Origin of the sequence: Cronobacter dublinensis subsp. dublinensis LMG 23823, assembly GCF_001277235.1 — a bacterium.
In the GTDB taxonomy this organism is placed as follows: Bacteria; Pseudomonadota; Gammaproteobacteria; order Enterobacterales; family Enterobacteriaceae; genus Cronobacter; species Cronobacter dublinensis.
On record NZ_CP012266.1, the window covers coordinates 3017691 to 3032304 of the forward strand.

Here is a 14614-nt window from a genome sequence, read left to right on the forward strand (position 1 = left end):
CACTCCACTTATGACAGCACGCCGATCGCGAGCGCGCGGTCTAAAAAACGAAAAATCAGCTCAAGCTGTGAGCCGTATTTTTCTTCGAATGCCACGGTGTCCCGATGGAGCTCGTCGTGATGCCTTCTGCACAAAGGCAACACGAAAAGGTCATGGGCTTTGGTACCCACCCCGCCCTGCCCGTGGCCGATCAGGTGATGGGGGTCGTCTGCCCGCTGGTGGCAGCATGCGCAAGGCTGCTGCTTAACCCAGCGGGTGTATTTCTCGTTTTCCCAGCGGCGGCGCTTTGGCCGGAGCATGTAACTTTCAGGCGACTCAGGGTCGATTGTCAGCGCAACCACCCGCATCTGTTGCTCGTGCGGCTTGTCGCAGTTCATTAGCGTCTTCACGGCACCAGCACGCTGTGCTTTCGTCTGTACTATTTCAGCGGCCGACGGTCCCGGAACAATATCGCTTTCACGCGACACGCCCTGCACTGGCAAAGGCGGAAGGCGCAGCGCGCGGCGCGCCACGCTGTCCGGCAGCGCATCTGTGATATCCATTCTGACAGCCCACCAGCACAACTCCGGCAGAGTCAGCTCGTGGGTATCGTTAAAGGCAAGGGCTCCGCTCGCGACGCTGATAATCCAGGCTATCACATTGGAACGGGCAATTGCTGACAGGCGCTCAGTAAAATGTTCGGCCAGCTGATTATCACAATGCCAGCACAGTCGCAGCGCGCCGGGCTCATGCCGCATCGTGGTCAGCTCATGGTGATGGTACTCACTATGCGGCCACTGGCAGCCGCCCTGCTGCTTCATCAGCCAGTGCTCCAGCCCAGTGATGCCACCAGCAGCCCGGATCACCCGCTCATCAGTAAAGAAGACTTTCAGCCCCTCGTCATCAGCCAGAGGCTGGTGCGCCGGAGGCACCGCGCCGCTCGGGAAATGCACCATACTTTCTGGCTGAACCTCCACCAGCACGCGCCCGTTTGCAAATATGGGCATCAGTTCAGGGCCGGGGCGCAGCAGCACGATACCCATTCCGCGCGCGATTTCCTGTGTTAACAGAGCTCTCACGCTGCGTTCCCCTTCGCCACATGCTCAGCCCACAGCCCACCTATCCACTTAATACCCTTCGCTGTGAAACGTGCCTGGCTGAACGCGTGGTTGGATGTCGTGGAGGTGCCCGTTTTCACCTCGAATCGTCCGGCATCAATATGCTGGTGGCGCGGCGTCAGCACCCCGCCGAGGCGGTACATAATCTCGTTGTCGATCAGGAACAGGCGGAAATCCGTCTCTTTGGCTTTTAACAGCTTTGCGACCTGACGGAATGAGAGCGAACCACTGGCGGTGCAGTAGCGATCCACAAACTCCACCTTTGGCGCCGCGGCGGCGAGTTCCTGTGCCAGCCTTTCCTTTTGTTCGGCCAGATCCGCAGCAAGACGCAGTGCCTCCGGCAGCGACCGCGGCACGCCCGGCTGCTGGCTGCTTTCCAGTTCCTGCCAGCGATCAACCAGGCGCGCGGTAAACTCCGGACATAACTGCGCCACAATGACATAGCTGTCACGCTTGTTAACCAGGTAGTGGTGGTATTCCTGCCTGTTCTGCGGGTGGGTGTACGGCAATGCCGTATACCCTTCAATAACGCTTTTCTTCATTAACCGCTCAATGGCGGTGCACACGTCGGTATGACGTGAACCTACAAGCGAGGCAATTTCCCGGCTGGACATAAAAATCTCCTGACCTGCCAGCGCCACATGATGCCTGGGGCAAACTGAAATCGGGTTTGTCTGGTTCATACGTTTCTCCATCTGTCAGGCGGCTGCACCCGCCACAAAATTACTGATCGTGATTTCCACCTTCCCTTTGCTGGTTACCGGACCCCATTCCACCAGCATCTTTTTCACCTGGCTGTCGTCCTCCCAGACATGGGCCAGCGTCAGCGCATCGAAAAGTGCCTTCAGGTAGTTATCCAGATCGCGGCGTTTCCGGTCGGGCGGGTAAAGCACCACCTCCCCCGCCAGCAGGCTGGTGACAGGCCTGGGTATGCGCCGCAGTTGCTCAAAAACGGCCGCTGCGGCATTGCTCTGATATTTGCGCCCGTCGGCGCTGACGAGATGACGGCCTTTTAGCCGCCCCTTAGACGGGGCGCGCCAGTAGCTGTTAACGCTGGGAGGAAAAGGCAGGGTCAGCTTCATGCAATGGCACCCCGCGCTTTCAGGAAAGCCACCGCGCGATCGCGCGATTTGGCTTCACCTTCTACCATCGCACGCAGCAGAGAAACTGCTTCATCTTGTTTGGCAATGCCGTTGATGGTGATGCCGCGGGCGACGCCTTTTGATAACGATATGGCGCCTTTCTTCTCCAGCGTACGCGGCATGTCGGTCGCAGCGTTGGGTGAAGCGGCCCCCATCAGCTGGGCCACTTCTTTCTGTGTCGGCGGGTAACCGTTTCGTCTCTGGAAATCCGCGAGCATATCCAGCACCTCCTGCTGGCGGACAGTTAAAGCAGAGGCAGAATTCATGCCGCTTTCTCCCGCGCGCCAGCCATTTCGCGAACGGAGGCTCTAAGCTGCCGAATGTTCCGCCAGTGCGTGGTGTCAATTGCGCCGACAACCAGCAGAACCTCATCCATCGCCAGGCCATGCTGCTCTTCAGCTTCGCGAGCGACCGTCGCAAGCCGTTCGTGCATGTCTTTCCGCTCCGCATCGTCCTGAAAGACAAAATCATGGAGGGCCATAAAAGCACGCAGCTTCACGCCGTTGTGATGCTCTTTAATCAGCGACTGCGCGCGCGAAATGACATCTGCGGTCACCGTCACCAGCATCGGGCTTTCCACAGAATCGGCGGCCCAGCTGTGAGCAAAGCGGGATTCATGAAAGGCATACGTCTCTTTGCTGCCGAACGCCGCGCATGCGCAGGCCCATACCTCAACGCCGCTTCGCTCCAGGATGTCGGCTGCGGTCAGTGGCAACTCTGTTTCAGCAGCCTGCAGTTGCGGCTCAGTTTCTGAATGCAGATCTGTTTCATCCTCATCGGGTTCCGGGCGGTTACTCATCAGCAGGCGTTCAGCCTGACGGCGTATCTGTGCAATAAACGCGTCGCCGTGCGCTTCCAGCTCGTTACGGCTGATGTAGCTCATTGCCGGGCCGCGCCAGGTCCTATCGAATACCGCAATGGCACCCGCAAAAAACGCGCCGGACGGGATCAGCTTTTCGTCTTTAGGGACGAACCAGGACGGAAGATCGAAACCAATACAGCCACGGATAAAGGCGATGTGATCCGCGTCTTCCGGCCACCAGACCTCGCTGGTGGCCGCCTTAATCAAAAAGACGTACCGCCCGCCTTTTTCCCGCATCTCGCTGGCGTGCTGCATGATGTAACGCATGCCGGTGATGTACTGACCGTCGTGCCTGGATGCGCGGCTGTACGGAGGGTTGCCGAACGCGGCGCCGTTGAGCTCGGCCAGACGCGCGGACCAGTCCTGCGTCAGCGCGTTATCTTCGGCGGTGTAATAAGCATCACATTTGGCGTTCTCGCCATCAGAGAACAGGTCCAGTACGAGCGGGCCGAACATGGCGTTGATGCCCCAAAAAATATTGTCCGGCGTACGCCACTGATCGCCGACTTCCTTAAGTTCGTGAGCCGGTTTGCTGCGCAGCGCCGCCAGCGCCTGGTTATAAACATACAACGTGTGCATCACAGTTCCCCCACATAGTTACCGGCCAGATAGCAACGGCCTTCTACGTAACCAACGCGGTTGCTCATCTTCAGGCACTGGGTACGCTTCTTCGCCAGCCGTTCGCGGTCCCGGTTACTCTTCGAGGCATCGAACGCAGCCAGGTAGGCATGTGCGGCGCGGCGCCACAGATGCTGTCTTTCCAGCTGGCAGGCCAGCTCTTCAAAAACTTCGTGTTTCAGCTTCTCGTTTTTCATGATCTGAACCCCTCCGGAACCTGGCTGTAATCAACACCGGCATAGCTGGCTTTAAATGCGCTGTCGTCGCGCTGCACACTGCGCTGCTTCCACTGCTGGCGGGGCGGGCGTCCGCGCTCTTTCCAGCGGGTAGCGCTCAGCAGGTAGCCTTCAAGCTTGCCCGGGACGAACAGCGTCTGCGGGCGCATGTAGTCGTACATTTCCGTGTCGTGCCAGTGCTCGTGCTTGTAGTCGACAACGAGCTGCAGGTCGTCCACCGAATGACCTTCGCGCAGCCGGGCCCGGATGTTCTCCAGTGAGGATTTCGAGTTCTGGTAACGCGCGCCGGTGACCAGATTCAGGTACTTCAGCACAGCAATCGCTTTATCGGTGATCAGCTGCTCAGCGTCGGGTTGCCGGGCAACCTGACAAGAAGGTTGTTTATCTGATGGTTCTTGTTTTGAATTTACTGACGGATCGTGTCCAGATTCTGGACCCTGAGAAGCCCGATTTTTGCGGTTTTCCGGACGTTCAGATTCTGGACGTCCAGCTTCTGAACCTTCGGATTCTGAACGTCCAGATTCTGAATGTTCAGAAACTGGACCCTGAGAATAAGCACCGGCAGCCGCCTGGCGCAGGCGCGGCACGTTCAGCGTGTAGATGTTGGTACCGCTGCGCTGGCCCTGACGGCGTTCTTTACGGGTCAGCCATCCGTCACGCTCAAGCTCACCAACTGCGGTAATAACGGTGCTGCGACCGGCGCCAATCTGGCGCGCGATGGTGTCGACGCTGGGCCAGCTGATACCTTCATCGCTGGAAAAATCAGCCAGGCGCGCCAGGATCAGCAGCTTCGTGCCTTTGATTCCGGCACTCGCGCAGCCATCCCAGACGTAGGCTGATAACTTAACGCTCATGCATCCACCCTTTTGAACTTCTCGCGGAACCGCTCAACAGGCTGCATGCAGTCGTGCGGGTAACCCGCGCGCCGGAAGATAACCTGTCGTTTTTCGGGGTCGTAACCGGTGACGTGGACTTCAGTTCCCCGCCAGTCGCGGTATCGTCTGTTGAGTTCCTGCACGCGAAAGCCTCCGCCTGGCGGTTAAACTCCCCTACCATCTGCTGAACGAGCTGGTAGCTGACGGGCACACAGTGGCCTGATACTCTCACTGCATACCGGTACTGCACCGGACCGGCTCCGCCCGGTACCGGCAGCGCAATAAGTTGCGACCTGCGGTAACGTGTTGTTAAACTGTTCATGCGTAGTTTCTCCACTATTGAAAAGACGCGCCCGACGCCTCGAGCTGCACACTCGGGGCGTCACCTTTTCTGGTGCTCATAAATACTTCTACTGCCTGGTCTGAAACCCCATACAGCGCCATAAAGCCCATGAATCCGTGGAACTGGTGGCGAATAGTCTTGCGAAACAGCTCAGAGAGCTTTTTGCGTTCATGACGGTCAATTACCCCATCCTCAGCCGCTTCAATCTGCGCCTGCGCCAGCTGGCCTTTCGCCGCGCTGGTTTTCATGTCGATCGCGAACAGGTCCACGTTGTCCATGCTTTCCGGCTTCGGAACGTCCACCAGCAGTTTGCCGACGCGCGCCGCGGCATATTCCGCCAGCATCGATATGCCGGACAGGTCCTCCATGCGCTCAAGTTCGGCCAGCGTAAAGAAACGGCTGCCGCATTTCTGGTACATGTGGTTATGAAAGGTGTCGATGCTCATGCCGAGATCAGCAGCCATCCCGAGGCGGCCGGCGGGATGCGCCTTACACATCGCGCTGATTGCTGCTTTGATGTTGTCTACCATCTTGTTTTCCTTTTGGTAGTTAACGGTTGATTAATTTGCCGCTAAATTGGCGTTGCCGGGTTTGGCTGTTTCTTGTTCGGTTGTCTGATAACGGCTGGGGTAAAGAATCTGCAATTCGTCTATCTCCCCGTCGTAGAACTTCACAAGCTTTTCAGCCAACTCAACGGAAGGAACTTGCTCACAACGTTCGATGCGACTTAGCGTGGCAGGGTCAACCTGAACACCGCCAGCAACATGAGATAACGTATAACCGTGCGAATTGCGCAATTTTCTCAATGGGGATTGCATAACGCCTCCTATATTTGCGTATTACGCATGTTATTGCATGTTGTAATCTTGCGCAAGTTACTTTGCATGAAACGCAAAATGGACATGTAATATGCGCATGAACATAGGAAATCGAGTTAGACAGCTTCGCCTGGCGAAGAATATGAAAATTGCTGAATTAGCTGACGCCGTTGAAGTGGATGCGGCGAATATTTCTCGTCTTGAAACAGGTAAACAAAAGCAATTTACAGAACAGACACTTAATCGATTAGCGCAAGCTTTAGGCGTAACTGTCGCTGACCTCTTTACCTCGACCGACAATGAGACTACTGTATATAAAAACAGTAAACCAGATTCCGCAGTCGGAGAGGGTACCGATGTGTTTAGAGTCGAAGTTCTTGATGCCAGCGCAAGTGCTGGGGTGGGTTATATACAAGGAAGTGATGTGATCGATGTTATTCAGGCGATTGAATACAGCCACGAAAAAGCTTTAGCGATGTTTGGTGGTAGATCCGCTGGAAACGTTAAAGTGATAAACGTCCGTGGCGATAGTATGTCGCCCACCATTGAGCCTGGTGACTTAGTTTTCGTCGATGTCTCGATTAATGAGTTTGATGGTGACGGCATCTACACCTTTGGTTTTGATGGAAAAATCTACGCTAAACGCCTCCAAATGATACCAGACCAACTTCTTGTTATTTCAGACAATCCTAAATATCGAGAATGGAGCATAGACAAGAGTAACGAGCATCGTTTCTATATTTATGGAAAGGTGTTGATAAGCCAATCGCAGGCGTTTAAAAGGCACGGCTAATCCTCGAAACACAATAACAGGTCGCACAAGCGGCCTTTTTTTCACCCTCAAAAATTGCGCAATATGCAATTAACACTTGCGTAATTCGCAATTTAGAATTATTTTCTGTACGTGGAGTGTGAACAACCAATTTACACAGCACACAAGAGCATCACTGGGTGACCGGCTCATGACCCAATCCACCCGGGCGGAACTCCTAACCGTAGGTGCTCTTCTGTGTTGTGTGGAGAAACTACGACCGGCGGTTGCAGCCGCCTTTCTGAGGGTAAACCGATGAGTAATGAACGTTTGACCAAAGTGCCTGAGTTTCTGGGCGAACTGGACGGAGGGGTGTTCGAAAACAAAATCGCCCTGGCACTCAGCGAAGTTGCATTTGGCGTGCTGAACAACGGCACCAAAGGAAAAGTTACCGTGACCTTTGAGCTCGACCGCATGAGCAATTCCGTCGAAGAGAAGCGCGTGATGATTAAGCACAAGCTGTCATATATGCGCCCCACTCCACGCGGCAAATCCTCGGAGGAAGACACCACCGAGACGCCGATGTACGTAAACCGCGGCGGCAAGCTTTCCATTCTGCAGGAAGATCAGGGCCAGCTTTTTACTCTGGCTGGTGATCCTGATGCGAAGCTGCGTGCCAAGCAGTAAATCCTACCATTCAACCAGTTAAGGAATAACCATGTCCCACTCTTTAGACGCAACTGCGATCGATAAAATTGGCGATCTGACCCTCTCCCGTTTTATGGAAGAAAAGCTTGAAAGCGTGGACTGCCCCGCAGCCGTTGTTCCGCAGGGCGCACGAATCGACAGTCTGGAATCCCTTTGCCTGGAGCGCTTTCGATTTCGCGGCAAAATGTTGACCGCCAGCATTGAAGACTTTGCCCGCTACTCTACTGGCTACGCTGCAGAGGGTACCCGTTGCTTTATTAATGCCGAAGATATGCGTGCTGTTGCGGTATTTAACCTCGGAACCCTGGATAAACCCGGCCACGCTGATAATACCGCGCTGCTGGCGCTGAAGAAGACCGCGCCCTTTTCCGCACTGCTTTGCATCAACGGCGACCGCCATACACAGAAAGAGCTGGCCGAATTGCTGGAAGACTGGTCTGAATGCCTGATCGGCTTTGACGCCGACGGCCAGCCGATTGATGCGAAGAAGTCGGCTGCGGCAATTCGCAAAATCTCCATCGAGTCGATTCAGAAAGCTGACTTTGAAGATGGTGACTTCAGCGGCAAGCGCTCCCTGATGGAAAGCGTAGAAGCCAGAACGCAGGACATCATGCCGGTAGCCTTTGAATTTACCTGCGTGCCGTTTGAAGGTCTGGCTGAGCGTCGCTTTAAGTTACGTCTGAGCATTATCGGTGGCGACCGTCCGGTTCTTGTTCTGCGCATCGTCCAGCTCGAAGCCCAACAGGAAGAAATGGCTGCAGAGTTTCGCGACCTGCTGATTGAAAAATTCAAAGACAGCCAGGTAGAAACGTTTATTGGCCAATTCTCAGCTTAATTCGCTGCCTTAAATGCCCCGCATAAGGGGCATTTAGTGAAGCGTAATTCTTTTTTTATCGCCATCTGGTGAGGGATTCGCTCAACCAAAATTCAGCGCGGTGCAGCGCAAAGCTAAGTGGAGGAACACGCATTGAATTACGAAAAAACGAAGGAGCTCGCGAAATCAGGCCACCAGCTGGTGGTGCTTTTGGGCACGCAGAACGGTATGCATGAAGCCGCCTCTCTTGTTCAGCGTATGGCCGGGCAGCTCGATCTCTTAGTTGTAGTGTTAAACGAAAAGACGAAGCTGTGCGAAGCCTTGACGGCGGAGAACTCCTGTCTACTACAAAAAACTACCAGCGAGTTGTCGCAAGGCATCAGGAATGCGATCGATACCTGCTCTGACTATCTGGATACTGACTGCGTAATGGAAAGACTGGATATTAGTTATGAACAAGCAGAGCTGCGTACAGCTGGCGCAACTGAACTGCATGATGCTCTGGTCGCATTGGCAAATTCATTGAGCGAATGCGGTGCATCATGACAAAAAAACAGATTACCGCGCAATCGTCGAGCGTATCGCAGAAATTCTGCATGGCAGCGTCACGGATGTGGATCTGCTGACCATTACTGTGCAGGCGATGAAAGAACGAAACAAGAAGCTTGAACGACAACGCCTATTGGATATTGAAAGAAACAGCGCGGCGGTGAGTCAGAAAACCAACGTATGGACTCCCGCAGCAAAATGTGAGGTGTGTGTGGAAGGTGCCCGCGGCGGGTGCTCCACTTGCGCTTTTAAAAGGCAATAAACCGGGTGCAGCCGGTATAAGTGTGGAGAGAGCGTATGGCCAAGTTAATGAAAGCGAGTGCCTGGGGGAAGCGTGAGTTTATTCCAGGTTCGGTTCCAGATAACAGAACGATTAAACGCTGGGTAGAAAACGGCCTGCTGCGCGGGCGCATCGTAGACGGTATGGTCTGGGTATGCGCTGGCGAACAATGGGGCGTTGACTCGATGATCAGTGAAAACGTTCGCAGGCTAATTCAAGAGGATTAAGATGGCCGGCAGACCACGAAAAAGGGAAAACAGACATTTTCCTGACTACCTCTATTTCGACAAAGAAACCGGGCAGTACCGGTTTCAACTCATTACCGGGAAGAGAAAAAATATTGGTACCGATCGGGCTGTGGCGATCGCTATTGCACGCGAATATAACCTCCGCATGCGGCCCGAATCAATGCCATCTATTGAAAGCCTTGTTCGAGAGTCTGGAGGCATTAATGGCGAAGCCAGACCGTTTGCGGAACACGTCCAAGCGCTACTAGATAGAGCTATTCGCGATGAAAACCCAGGCACAGATGCGAAGGCTGTTTGGCTGAATGATATTGAGCGAGTGAAAGAGTTTTTCGCTGATATTTACGCCTGCGATATCGATCTGGAGCATGTTAACGGCTATATCAAAAAATACCACAGCGAAGCATCAGCGAACGTGCAGAACAGGAAAGTAAGCTTTCTTAAAAAGCTCTTCAGCTATGCGGTCGATGAGTCGCTTATGATGGATAACCCTGCCGAACGCAAAAAAATGCGTCGGGTCGATTCGAAAACTCGCCACCGTCTCACCTTGGACGACTTCAACAAAATACACCGCGCCGCTCCGTTATGGCTGCAAACAGCCATGGATCTGGCAATGCAAACCACGCATGCAAGGCTTGAAGTCTCGCGCATTCGTTATTCCATTAAACAGCCAAGCGAAGGCGTGTGTGGATGTGTATGGTTTCCAGAGCCAGAAGGGGAAATCTTCGGCACGCTCTACATTCACCGCCAGAAGGTGCAGCATAAAGAAGCCTCCCACGTGGCTATACCGATCGGGACAGTGCTGCGGGATATCATCGAGCGCAGCCGGGATAATGTGGCCAGCCCTTATGTAGTGCATCGTCTTCCATTGAAGCGAAGCAACCCCACAAGCAAAGAGGTAAGACATCCGACACAAGTTGCGCCCGATTATCTTAGCCGTTCGTTTTCAGCAATGCGCGATGAAGTAGGCGTAGGGTCGAATCTACCCGAGGATCAGCGACCAACTTTTCACGAGATCAGGGCGCTTTCTGCTTTCCTTTTCAATAAGCAAGGAATTGACCCTCAAGGCCGCATGGCGCACAGCGATGCGAAGTCAACGAAGATCTACACAGAGAACCATATTGATTGGGTTTACGTACCACATGGCGAGATAAAAACAGCATCGTAATAGAAGGTAAAATAAGGGGCTAAGTGATTGATGTATTTAGTGAGGACTTTGCAAAAAATGCACTATTTGCATATACATAGGAATGACGCATAAAGCCTTGTGCGACGCGGCTTTGAAGGAGTTTAAGTCGTTGTCATGGGGTGTCAGGGGTCGGAGGTTCAAATCCTCTCGTGCCGACCAAAAAATCCCAAGAAAACCAACCCGTTGCGGTTGGTTTTTTTATGCCTGCAATATGGCGATGGTGAGAGTCACTCCTCCCTTCCATTCCCCTTCAAACCCAGTAACCCCCTTTGACAGCAACGCGACATGGCAAGCAAGCTGTTCGCCTTTAACCGGTATCAACAATGTTCATTGTATGGTAAAGATGGCGCTCATTATTATCATATATGGGATAGTCGATGCGTCCGGCTCTTGATTTTAATACCCTGAAAGTCTTCGTCGCCGTGGTGGAAAAAGAAAGTTTTGTGGGGGCGGCAAAAGTGCTCGAAATGCCCACCTCCAATGTCAGCCGCGCTATTTCACAGCTGGAAGAGAAGCTCAGTCTTCAGCTTATTGAGCGCAGCACACGGCATATGAAGCTTACCCAGGCGGGGCACCTGCTCTACTTACGAGCGAAGCCATTACTGGACGCGCTTGAGCAAACGGAGACAGAATTAACGTTGCGGCAAATGCAGCTCAAAGGCCCACTACGCATCTGCATTCCCAATGAAATCGGCCCTGCGTTGCTGGGCTCTGTTATTGCCGATTTCGCCTGCCAGTACCCGGAACTGGAAATTAGCTGTATCACCAATCTGTCAGGTTTAGAATCCCTGCGGGATGACCTGGATTTAGCCGTCATTATTACCCGTGGGCAGATGGACGACAGTGATTATATCGCCCGACACCTGATGACCATTCCTTGCACCATCGTCGCCGCCCCTTCCCTCATTCAGCGTTATGGCACCCCTGAACATATCCGGCAATTTGAAACCTTGCCCTGTATTACAACCGTCAGTGCGCTGAAAGGCGCGCCCTGGCAGTTTGTGAATAAAAAAGGCGGATTCGAGACCATCAAGGTAAAAGGTCATTATCGGGCCAACAGCGGAGAGATGGCCGGGCGAGCGGCGATAGCGGGCGTCGGTTTTGCCATTTTGTCAAAACACGCCTGCCAGCCCTATATTAACGATGGACGGTTAATTGAGATTGAATTTGAACAATCGGCCGCCCCGTTGCAGTTGTTCGCGCTGTATTCAGACAGACGTTTCTTACCCGCGAAAACACGCGCGCTGATTGATTTCATGCAGCAGAAATTAAGCGCGCTCCCCCTGGCAACATAACGCGATAGGGCATCGCCACCGCCCGGGATATTTTGTTTGCTGCCCGCTATGCCCGACATCCCTTTATCGTCAGCCTAAATTTTCTCGCAGAACCAGTCCTGAAAGCCGGTTATCGCGGCGGGCATGATGTCGCGCGCGCGTGCCATAATGATTGTTTCCGCATAGCGTAAAGCGTTCAGCGGGTGCGATGCGTCGCACAGGGCCAGCGCAACGTCTGACGCATCCAGCATTGCCAGATTAACCCCTACGCCAACAGGCGGCATCAGGTGAGCGGCATCCCCGATGAGCGTGATACCCGGGCGTGGAGCCCAGCCAAAATCCGCCGGCAGGCTGTAAATCGGCCGCCTGAGATAATCCCCGGCGGCATTCACCACGGCCTGCAGGTCAGGAGACCAGTCGCGGTAGTGTTCACGCACAAAAACGTTGATGCCGCAGGACGCTATCCCCTCGTCAATAACACCGGTTTCTTGTTTGATGGCGGCATAAACGCACACCCGTCCCCCGCCATTGCGCTGCGTAACCAGAGCCTGAGCGCCACCAAAGCTGAAAACGGTGCCTTTTCCGGTAATGCGGTCAATACGCGCGCCGGGTTGCGCTACCCAGCCTTCGAAAAAGGTAATGCCCGTATAGAATGGACGCTGGGGCGTCAGATAAGGCCTGACCCGCGACCAGGCCCCGTCCGCGCCGATGACGATATCCGCTTCATAACGTTTGCCATTGCTGAACATCAGCCCGTGCTTTCGTTGAAGGCCATAGTCAACATAATGGAGTTTGTGCGCCCACTGGACTGTCCTCGGTGAGAGCGCGTTCAGGAGCAATTTTTTCAGCTCGCCGCGGTCAATTTCAGGCTTACTGATGTCGCCTGGCGGCTCAAGCTCGCCGGGCTCACTGTCACCGGTACGGTAGTTCACCTGCCGGCTTTCCTGGTCTTCATGCCTGGCTATATTCATAAATTGCTCAAGAAGACCCGCTCTGCGCAGCGCTTCCTGTCCGCTGTCAGGATGCAAATCCAGCGAGCCCCCCTGGCTGCGCGCGAAAGCAGCCGATTCATCCTCAAATACCGTTACCTCAGCGCCGCTGCGCTGCAATATGACGGCGGCAGTGAGGCCTGCCGGGCCTGCGCCAACGATGGCGACGTTAAGTTTGTCCGACACGCCTGTATCCCTCAGCCATTAAAAAGAATACTCTATGACCGTAAAGTTGATACATCAACCCAAAAAATGAGAACGCGATGAGTCATACCGGGATTTCAGAAGAAGAGTGGCAGGCATGGCGCGGATATCGCCGGCTTGCAGAAATTGTCACCGGGCGTGTCGTCCGGGATATCACTACGGCCACCGGGCTGTCCGGGCCGGATTTCACCGTCCTGATGACGCTCAGTAAAAGCCCCGCCGGGATGCTGACTCAGCGTGAGCTGCTGGAATATCTTGAATGGGATAAATCCCGGCTTTCACACCAGCTTTCCCGTATGGCGACGCGAGAGCTGGTTCAGCGCCATCGCAACAGCCCGGCTGGCATTTCAGTCAGCATTACAGACGCCGGGCGCGAGCATCTCGCCGTGGCGCGGCCCGTGCATGCTAAAAGCGTGCGGCAACATTTTCTGGACAGGCTGACGCCAGAAGAGGTGCAGGCGCTGATCGCTATCACCGGGCGATTACGACAGTCCGACAGCGGTTTTATTTAATGAACCTGTGCGGGCCTGGCTGCTTGCGGTTAACGACTATATAGCTATGTAAGCAAAATCTTTATGTGCCGTGAAGAAAAATACGGCAGGTATTACGCCTGCCGATGAATTACTTCTCGGTATAATACATTTTACTCACTACACCTTCGTTATTGAACTCCAGTAACAGAAGCTGATCTTTGTCCCTGATTATGGGTATAAAAAAATAGAGACGGCGATCGACAACGCTTGAGGCATAAATCCAGTTGCGAGCGGTTTTGAACTCTTTTGGCGTGGCAGGAGCCCCAAGTAGCAGCAGTACATCCTTTTTGGTGGATTGACCCACTATGATACTGGTGCGGATATCCTTCTCTGAATGATTATATAAATCGGTGGCTCGTGTCCTGTCTACATTGGCAATACAACCATTCAGCGCGATCGTAGTGAATGCCAGCAAAAGGGAATATTTCACCTTCACTTCACATTATCCTCGTAATAAATACCCATATCAGGGTCGTATTTTATTTCCCTGGCATAAATGACACAGTAACCTGTTTTATCTCCGTAACTGTAATGAATCTCATATAACGCATTTTTTTCGGAGTAATAGTCAGAGCAACGGTGCAACCATCGTATAAAGAATGATGGATAGTTGTCTCACGATCCGGGAGTAGCGTCGTTTCGAAAAAAGTGTCGCTGTAATCTTTATGCTTGAGTTTGGGAAAGCCCAGATCCTGGGTATTTCCAAGGAAGATATTGACGTAAGCGCTATGCTCCTGAACCCAGCCTCCGGTTTCTTTACCGGCGCTATCTTTTTGATATAGCGCATAGCTCATAGGCGCGCCCATCAGGCGAATCTTCGCGACATCTGGTGTGTTGTGTGGGGGAACATACAGAGCGGGCTTAGGGAATATTGCACTACAACCAGCCAATAATAAAACTGCAGATAGTACAGCAGCTTTAATATTAGTCTTAATAGAATAATTCATCATTGTAAAATCCATGTTACGCTTACATTAAATCGCTTGCTTTATGAGAAGCAGGTGGTGAAATCCCATAAATAATATGCATCGGCAGGGTTCTCTTTTTCTTTAGAAAAAATAAAAGGTGTGAGCTGTTTGAATGTTCT

General features: G+C 53.3%; 22 protein-coding genes. 9 read left to right on the plus strand and 13 right to left on the minus strand.

Annotation, left to right across the window (positions count from 1 at the left end; all coding sequences use genetic code 11):
- Positions 1-8 precede the first annotated feature (8 nt).
- The 10 genes from AFK67_RS13835 to AFK67_RS22115 form a co-directional block, all read right to left on the minus strand.
- Positions 9-1058: a DUF968 domain-containing protein gene (locus AFK67_RS13835; protein ID WP_038883193.1), complete on the minus strand. Its 1050-nt coding sequence runs from the start codon at positions 1056-1058 to the stop codon at positions 9-11.
- Entirely contained in the window at positions 1055-1780 is a 726-nt protein-coding gene (locus AFK67_RS13840) for a phage antirepressor KilAC domain-containing protein (RefSeq protein ID WP_050555368.1), read from the minus strand. Before AFK67_RS13840 ends, AFK67_RS13835 begins: the two co-directional genes overlap by 4 nt.
- A gap of 15 nt (positions 1781-1795) precedes the next feature.
- Complete coding sequence (locus tag AFK67_RS13845) at positions 1796-2179, minus strand: RusA family crossover junction endodeoxyribonuclease (RefSeq protein ID WP_038883190.1); 384 nt, start codon at positions 2177-2179, stop codon at positions 1796-1798.
- On the minus strand, positions 2176-2505 hold the full coding sequence (locus AFK67_RS13850; RefSeq protein WP_007728842.1) for a LexA family protein: 330 nt from the start codon (positions 2503-2505) through the stop codon (positions 2176-2178). The genes AFK67_RS13845 and AFK67_RS13850 overlap by 4 nt, the downstream gene beginning before the upstream one ends.
- The gene (locus tag AFK67_RS13855; RefSeq protein WP_007728839.1) at positions 2502-3680 is read right to left on the minus strand and encodes a phage N-6-adenine-methyltransferase; all 1179 of its coding nucleotides are present in this window, start codon (positions 3678-3680) and stop codon (positions 2502-2504) included. Before AFK67_RS13855 ends, AFK67_RS13850 begins: the two co-directional genes overlap by 4 nt.
- Positions 3680-3916 (minus strand): PerC family transcriptional regulator, encoded by a 237-nt coding sequence (locus tag AFK67_RS13860; protein WP_007728837.1) that lies wholly within the window; start codon positions 3914-3916, stop codon positions 3680-3682. Before AFK67_RS13860 ends, AFK67_RS13855 begins: the two co-directional genes overlap by 1 nt.
- Positions 3913-4809 (minus strand): conserved phage C-terminal domain-containing protein, encoded by an 897-nt coding sequence (locus tag AFK67_RS13865; RefSeq protein WP_053532904.1) that lies wholly within the window; start codon positions 4807-4809, stop codon positions 3913-3915. The genes AFK67_RS13860 and AFK67_RS13865 overlap by 4 nt, the downstream gene beginning before the upstream one ends.
- On the minus strand, positions 4806-4973 hold the full coding sequence (locus AFK67_RS22110; protein ID WP_015386538.1) for a DUF4222 domain-containing protein: 168 nt from the start codon (positions 4971-4973) through the stop codon (positions 4806-4808). Before AFK67_RS22110 ends, AFK67_RS13865 begins: the two co-directional genes overlap by 4 nt.
- Positions 4974-5166: 193 nt before the next feature.
- The gene (locus AFK67_RS13870) at positions 5167-5703 is read right to left on the minus strand and encodes a YmfL family putative regulatory protein (protein ID WP_015740892.1); all 537 of its coding nucleotides are present in this window, start codon (positions 5701-5703) and stop codon (positions 5167-5169) included.
- A gap of 30 nt (positions 5704-5733) precedes the next feature.
- Positions 5734-5991, minus strand: coding sequence for a helix-turn-helix transcriptional regulator (locus AFK67_RS22115; RefSeq protein ID WP_071602701.1), 258 nt, complete (start codon positions 5989-5991; stop codon positions 5734-5736).
- 97 nt (positions 5992-6088) lie between these two features.
- Here AFK67_RS22115 and AFK67_RS13875 point away from each other — a divergent pair, with 97 nt between their 5' ends.
- From AFK67_RS13875 to AFK67_RS13905, 8 genes are all read left to right on the plus strand, one after another.
- Positions 6089-6784, plus strand: coding sequence for an XRE family transcriptional regulator (locus AFK67_RS13875; RefSeq protein WP_032966864.1), 696 nt, complete (start codon positions 6089-6091; stop codon positions 6782-6784).
- Between the two features lie 273 nt (positions 6785-7057).
- Positions 7058-7429, plus strand: a complete 372-nt coding sequence (locus tag AFK67_RS13880; RefSeq protein WP_007716873.1) for a YfdP family phage-associated protein — start codon at positions 7058-7060, stop codon at positions 7427-7429.
- 31 nt (positions 7430-7460) lie between these two features.
- Complete coding sequence (locus tag AFK67_RS13885; RefSeq protein WP_007716876.1) at positions 7461-8285, plus strand: YfdQ family protein; 825 nt, start codon at positions 7461-7463, stop codon at positions 8283-8285.
- Between the two features lie 132 nt (positions 8286-8417).
- Positions 8418-8810: a hypothetical protein gene (locus AFK67_RS13890; protein WP_032966860.1), complete on the plus strand. Its 393-nt coding sequence runs from the start codon at positions 8418-8420 to the stop codon at positions 8808-8810.
- Positions 8800-9075, plus strand: a complete 276-nt coding sequence (locus AFK67_RS22120; protein WP_007716879.1) for a hypothetical protein — start codon at positions 8800-8802, stop codon at positions 9073-9075. The genes AFK67_RS13890 and AFK67_RS22120 overlap by 11 nt, the downstream gene beginning before the upstream one ends.
- 35 nt (positions 9076-9110) lie before the next feature.
- Positions 9111-9320: a hypothetical protein gene (locus AFK67_RS13895; protein ID WP_007716881.1), complete on the plus strand. Its 210-nt coding sequence runs from the start codon at positions 9111-9113 to the stop codon at positions 9318-9320.
- 1 nt (position 9321) lies between these two features.
- Entirely contained in the window at positions 9322-10506 is a 1185-nt protein-coding gene (locus AFK67_RS13900; protein WP_007716884.1) for a phage integrase Arm DNA-binding domain-containing protein, read from the plus strand.
- Positions 10507-10904: 398 nt separating this feature from the next.
- Positions 10905-11822 carry a LysR family transcriptional regulator gene (locus AFK67_RS13905; protein ID WP_007734517.1) on the plus strand — a complete coding sequence of 306 codons (918 nt, stop codon included), beginning with the start codon at positions 10905-10907 and terminating at the stop codon, positions 11820-11822.
- A gap of 74 nt (positions 11823-11896) precedes the next feature.
- Here the strand turns inward: AFK67_RS13905 and AFK67_RS13910 are convergent, their stop codons facing one another.
- On the minus strand, positions 11897-12976 hold the full coding sequence (locus AFK67_RS13910; RefSeq protein WP_007734520.1) for an FAD-dependent oxidoreductase: 1080 nt from the start codon (positions 12974-12976) through the stop codon (positions 11897-11899).
- A gap of 77 nt (positions 12977-13053) precedes the next feature.
- On the opposite strand from AFK67_RS13910, the gene AFK67_RS13915 reads away from it, so the two are divergent.
- Positions 13054-13506, plus strand: a complete 453-nt coding sequence (locus AFK67_RS13915) for a MarR family winged helix-turn-helix transcriptional regulator (protein WP_007734523.1) — start codon at positions 13054-13056, stop codon at positions 13504-13506.
- A gap of 109 nt (positions 13507-13615) precedes the next feature.
- On the opposite strand, the gene AFK67_RS13920 is transcribed toward AFK67_RS13915, so the two are convergent.
- Together AFK67_RS13920 and AFK67_RS13925 are read right to left on the minus strand one after the other, a co-directional pair.
- A complete protein-coding gene (locus tag AFK67_RS13920) occupies positions 13616-13963 on the minus strand; it encodes an outer membrane protein assembly factor BamE (RefSeq protein WP_032967713.1) in 348 nt (115 codons plus the stop codon).
- A gap of 43 nt (positions 13964-14006) precedes the next feature.
- Positions 14007-14477, minus strand: a complete 471-nt coding sequence (locus AFK67_RS13925; protein ID WP_235047903.1) for a hypothetical protein — start codon at positions 14475-14477, stop codon at positions 14007-14009.
- Between the last annotated feature and the right edge of the window lie 137 nt (positions 14478-14614).

Coding starts and splice junctions, on each gene's coding strand:
- AFK67_RS13840 (WP_050555368.1), bottom strand. CDS start 1,780: ATGAACCAGACAAACCCGATTTCAGTTTGCCCCAGGCATCATGTGGCG.
- AFK67_RS13845 (WP_038883190.1), bottom strand. CDS start 2,179: ATGAAGCTGACCCTGCCTTTTCCTCCCAGCGTTAACAGCTACTGGCGC.
- AFK67_RS13850 (WP_007728842.1), bottom strand. CDS start 2,505: ATGAATTCTGCCTCTGCTTTAACTGTCCGCCAGCAGGAGGTGCTGGAT.
- AFK67_RS13855 (WP_007728839.1), bottom strand. CDS start 3,680: ATGCACACGTTGTATGTTTATAACCAGGCGCTGGCGGCGCTGCGCAGC.
- AFK67_RS13860 (WP_007728837.1), bottom strand. CDS start 3,916: ATGAAAAACGAGAAGCTGAAACACGAAGTTTTTGAAGAGCTGGCCTGC.
- AFK67_RS13865 (WP_053532904.1), bottom strand. CDS start 4,809: ATGAGCGTTAAGTTATCAGCCTACGTCTGGGATGGCTGCGCGAGTGCC.
- AFK67_RS13870 (WP_015740892.1), bottom strand. CDS start 5,703: ATGGTAGACAACATCAAAGCAGCAATCAGCGCGATGTGTAAGGCGCAT.
- AFK67_RS22115 (WP_071602701.1), bottom strand. CDS start 5,991: ATGCAATCCCCATTGAGAAAATTGCGCAATTCGCACGGTTATACGTTA.
- AFK67_RS13875 (WP_032966864.1), top strand. CDS start 6,089: ATGAACATAGGAAATCGAGTTAGACAGCTTCGCCTGGCGAAGAATATG.
- AFK67_RS13880 (WP_007716873.1), top strand. CDS start 7,058: ATGAGTAATGAACGTTTGACCAAAGTGCCTGAGTTTCTGGGCGAACTG.
- AFK67_RS13885 (WP_007716876.1), top strand. CDS start 7,461: ATGTCCCACTCTTTAGACGCAACTGCGATCGATAAAATTGGCGATCTG.
- AFK67_RS13895 (WP_007716881.1), top strand. CDS start 9,111: ATGGCCAAGTTAATGAAAGCGAGTGCCTGGGGGAAGCGTGAGTTTATT.
- AFK67_RS13900 (WP_007716884.1), top strand. CDS start 9,322: ATGGCCGGCAGACCACGAAAAAGGGAAAACAGACATTTTCCTGACTAC.
- AFK67_RS13905 (WP_007734517.1), top strand. CDS start 10,905: ATGCGTCCGGCTCTTGATTTTAATACCCTGAAAGTCTTCGTCGCCGTG.
- AFK67_RS13915 (WP_007734523.1), top strand. CDS start 13,054: ATGAGTCATACCGGGATTTCAGAAGAAGAGTGGCAGGCATGGCGCGGA.
- AFK67_RS13925 (WP_235047903.1), bottom strand. CDS start 14,477: ATGATGAATTATTCTATTAAGACTAATATTAAAGCTGCTGTACTATCT.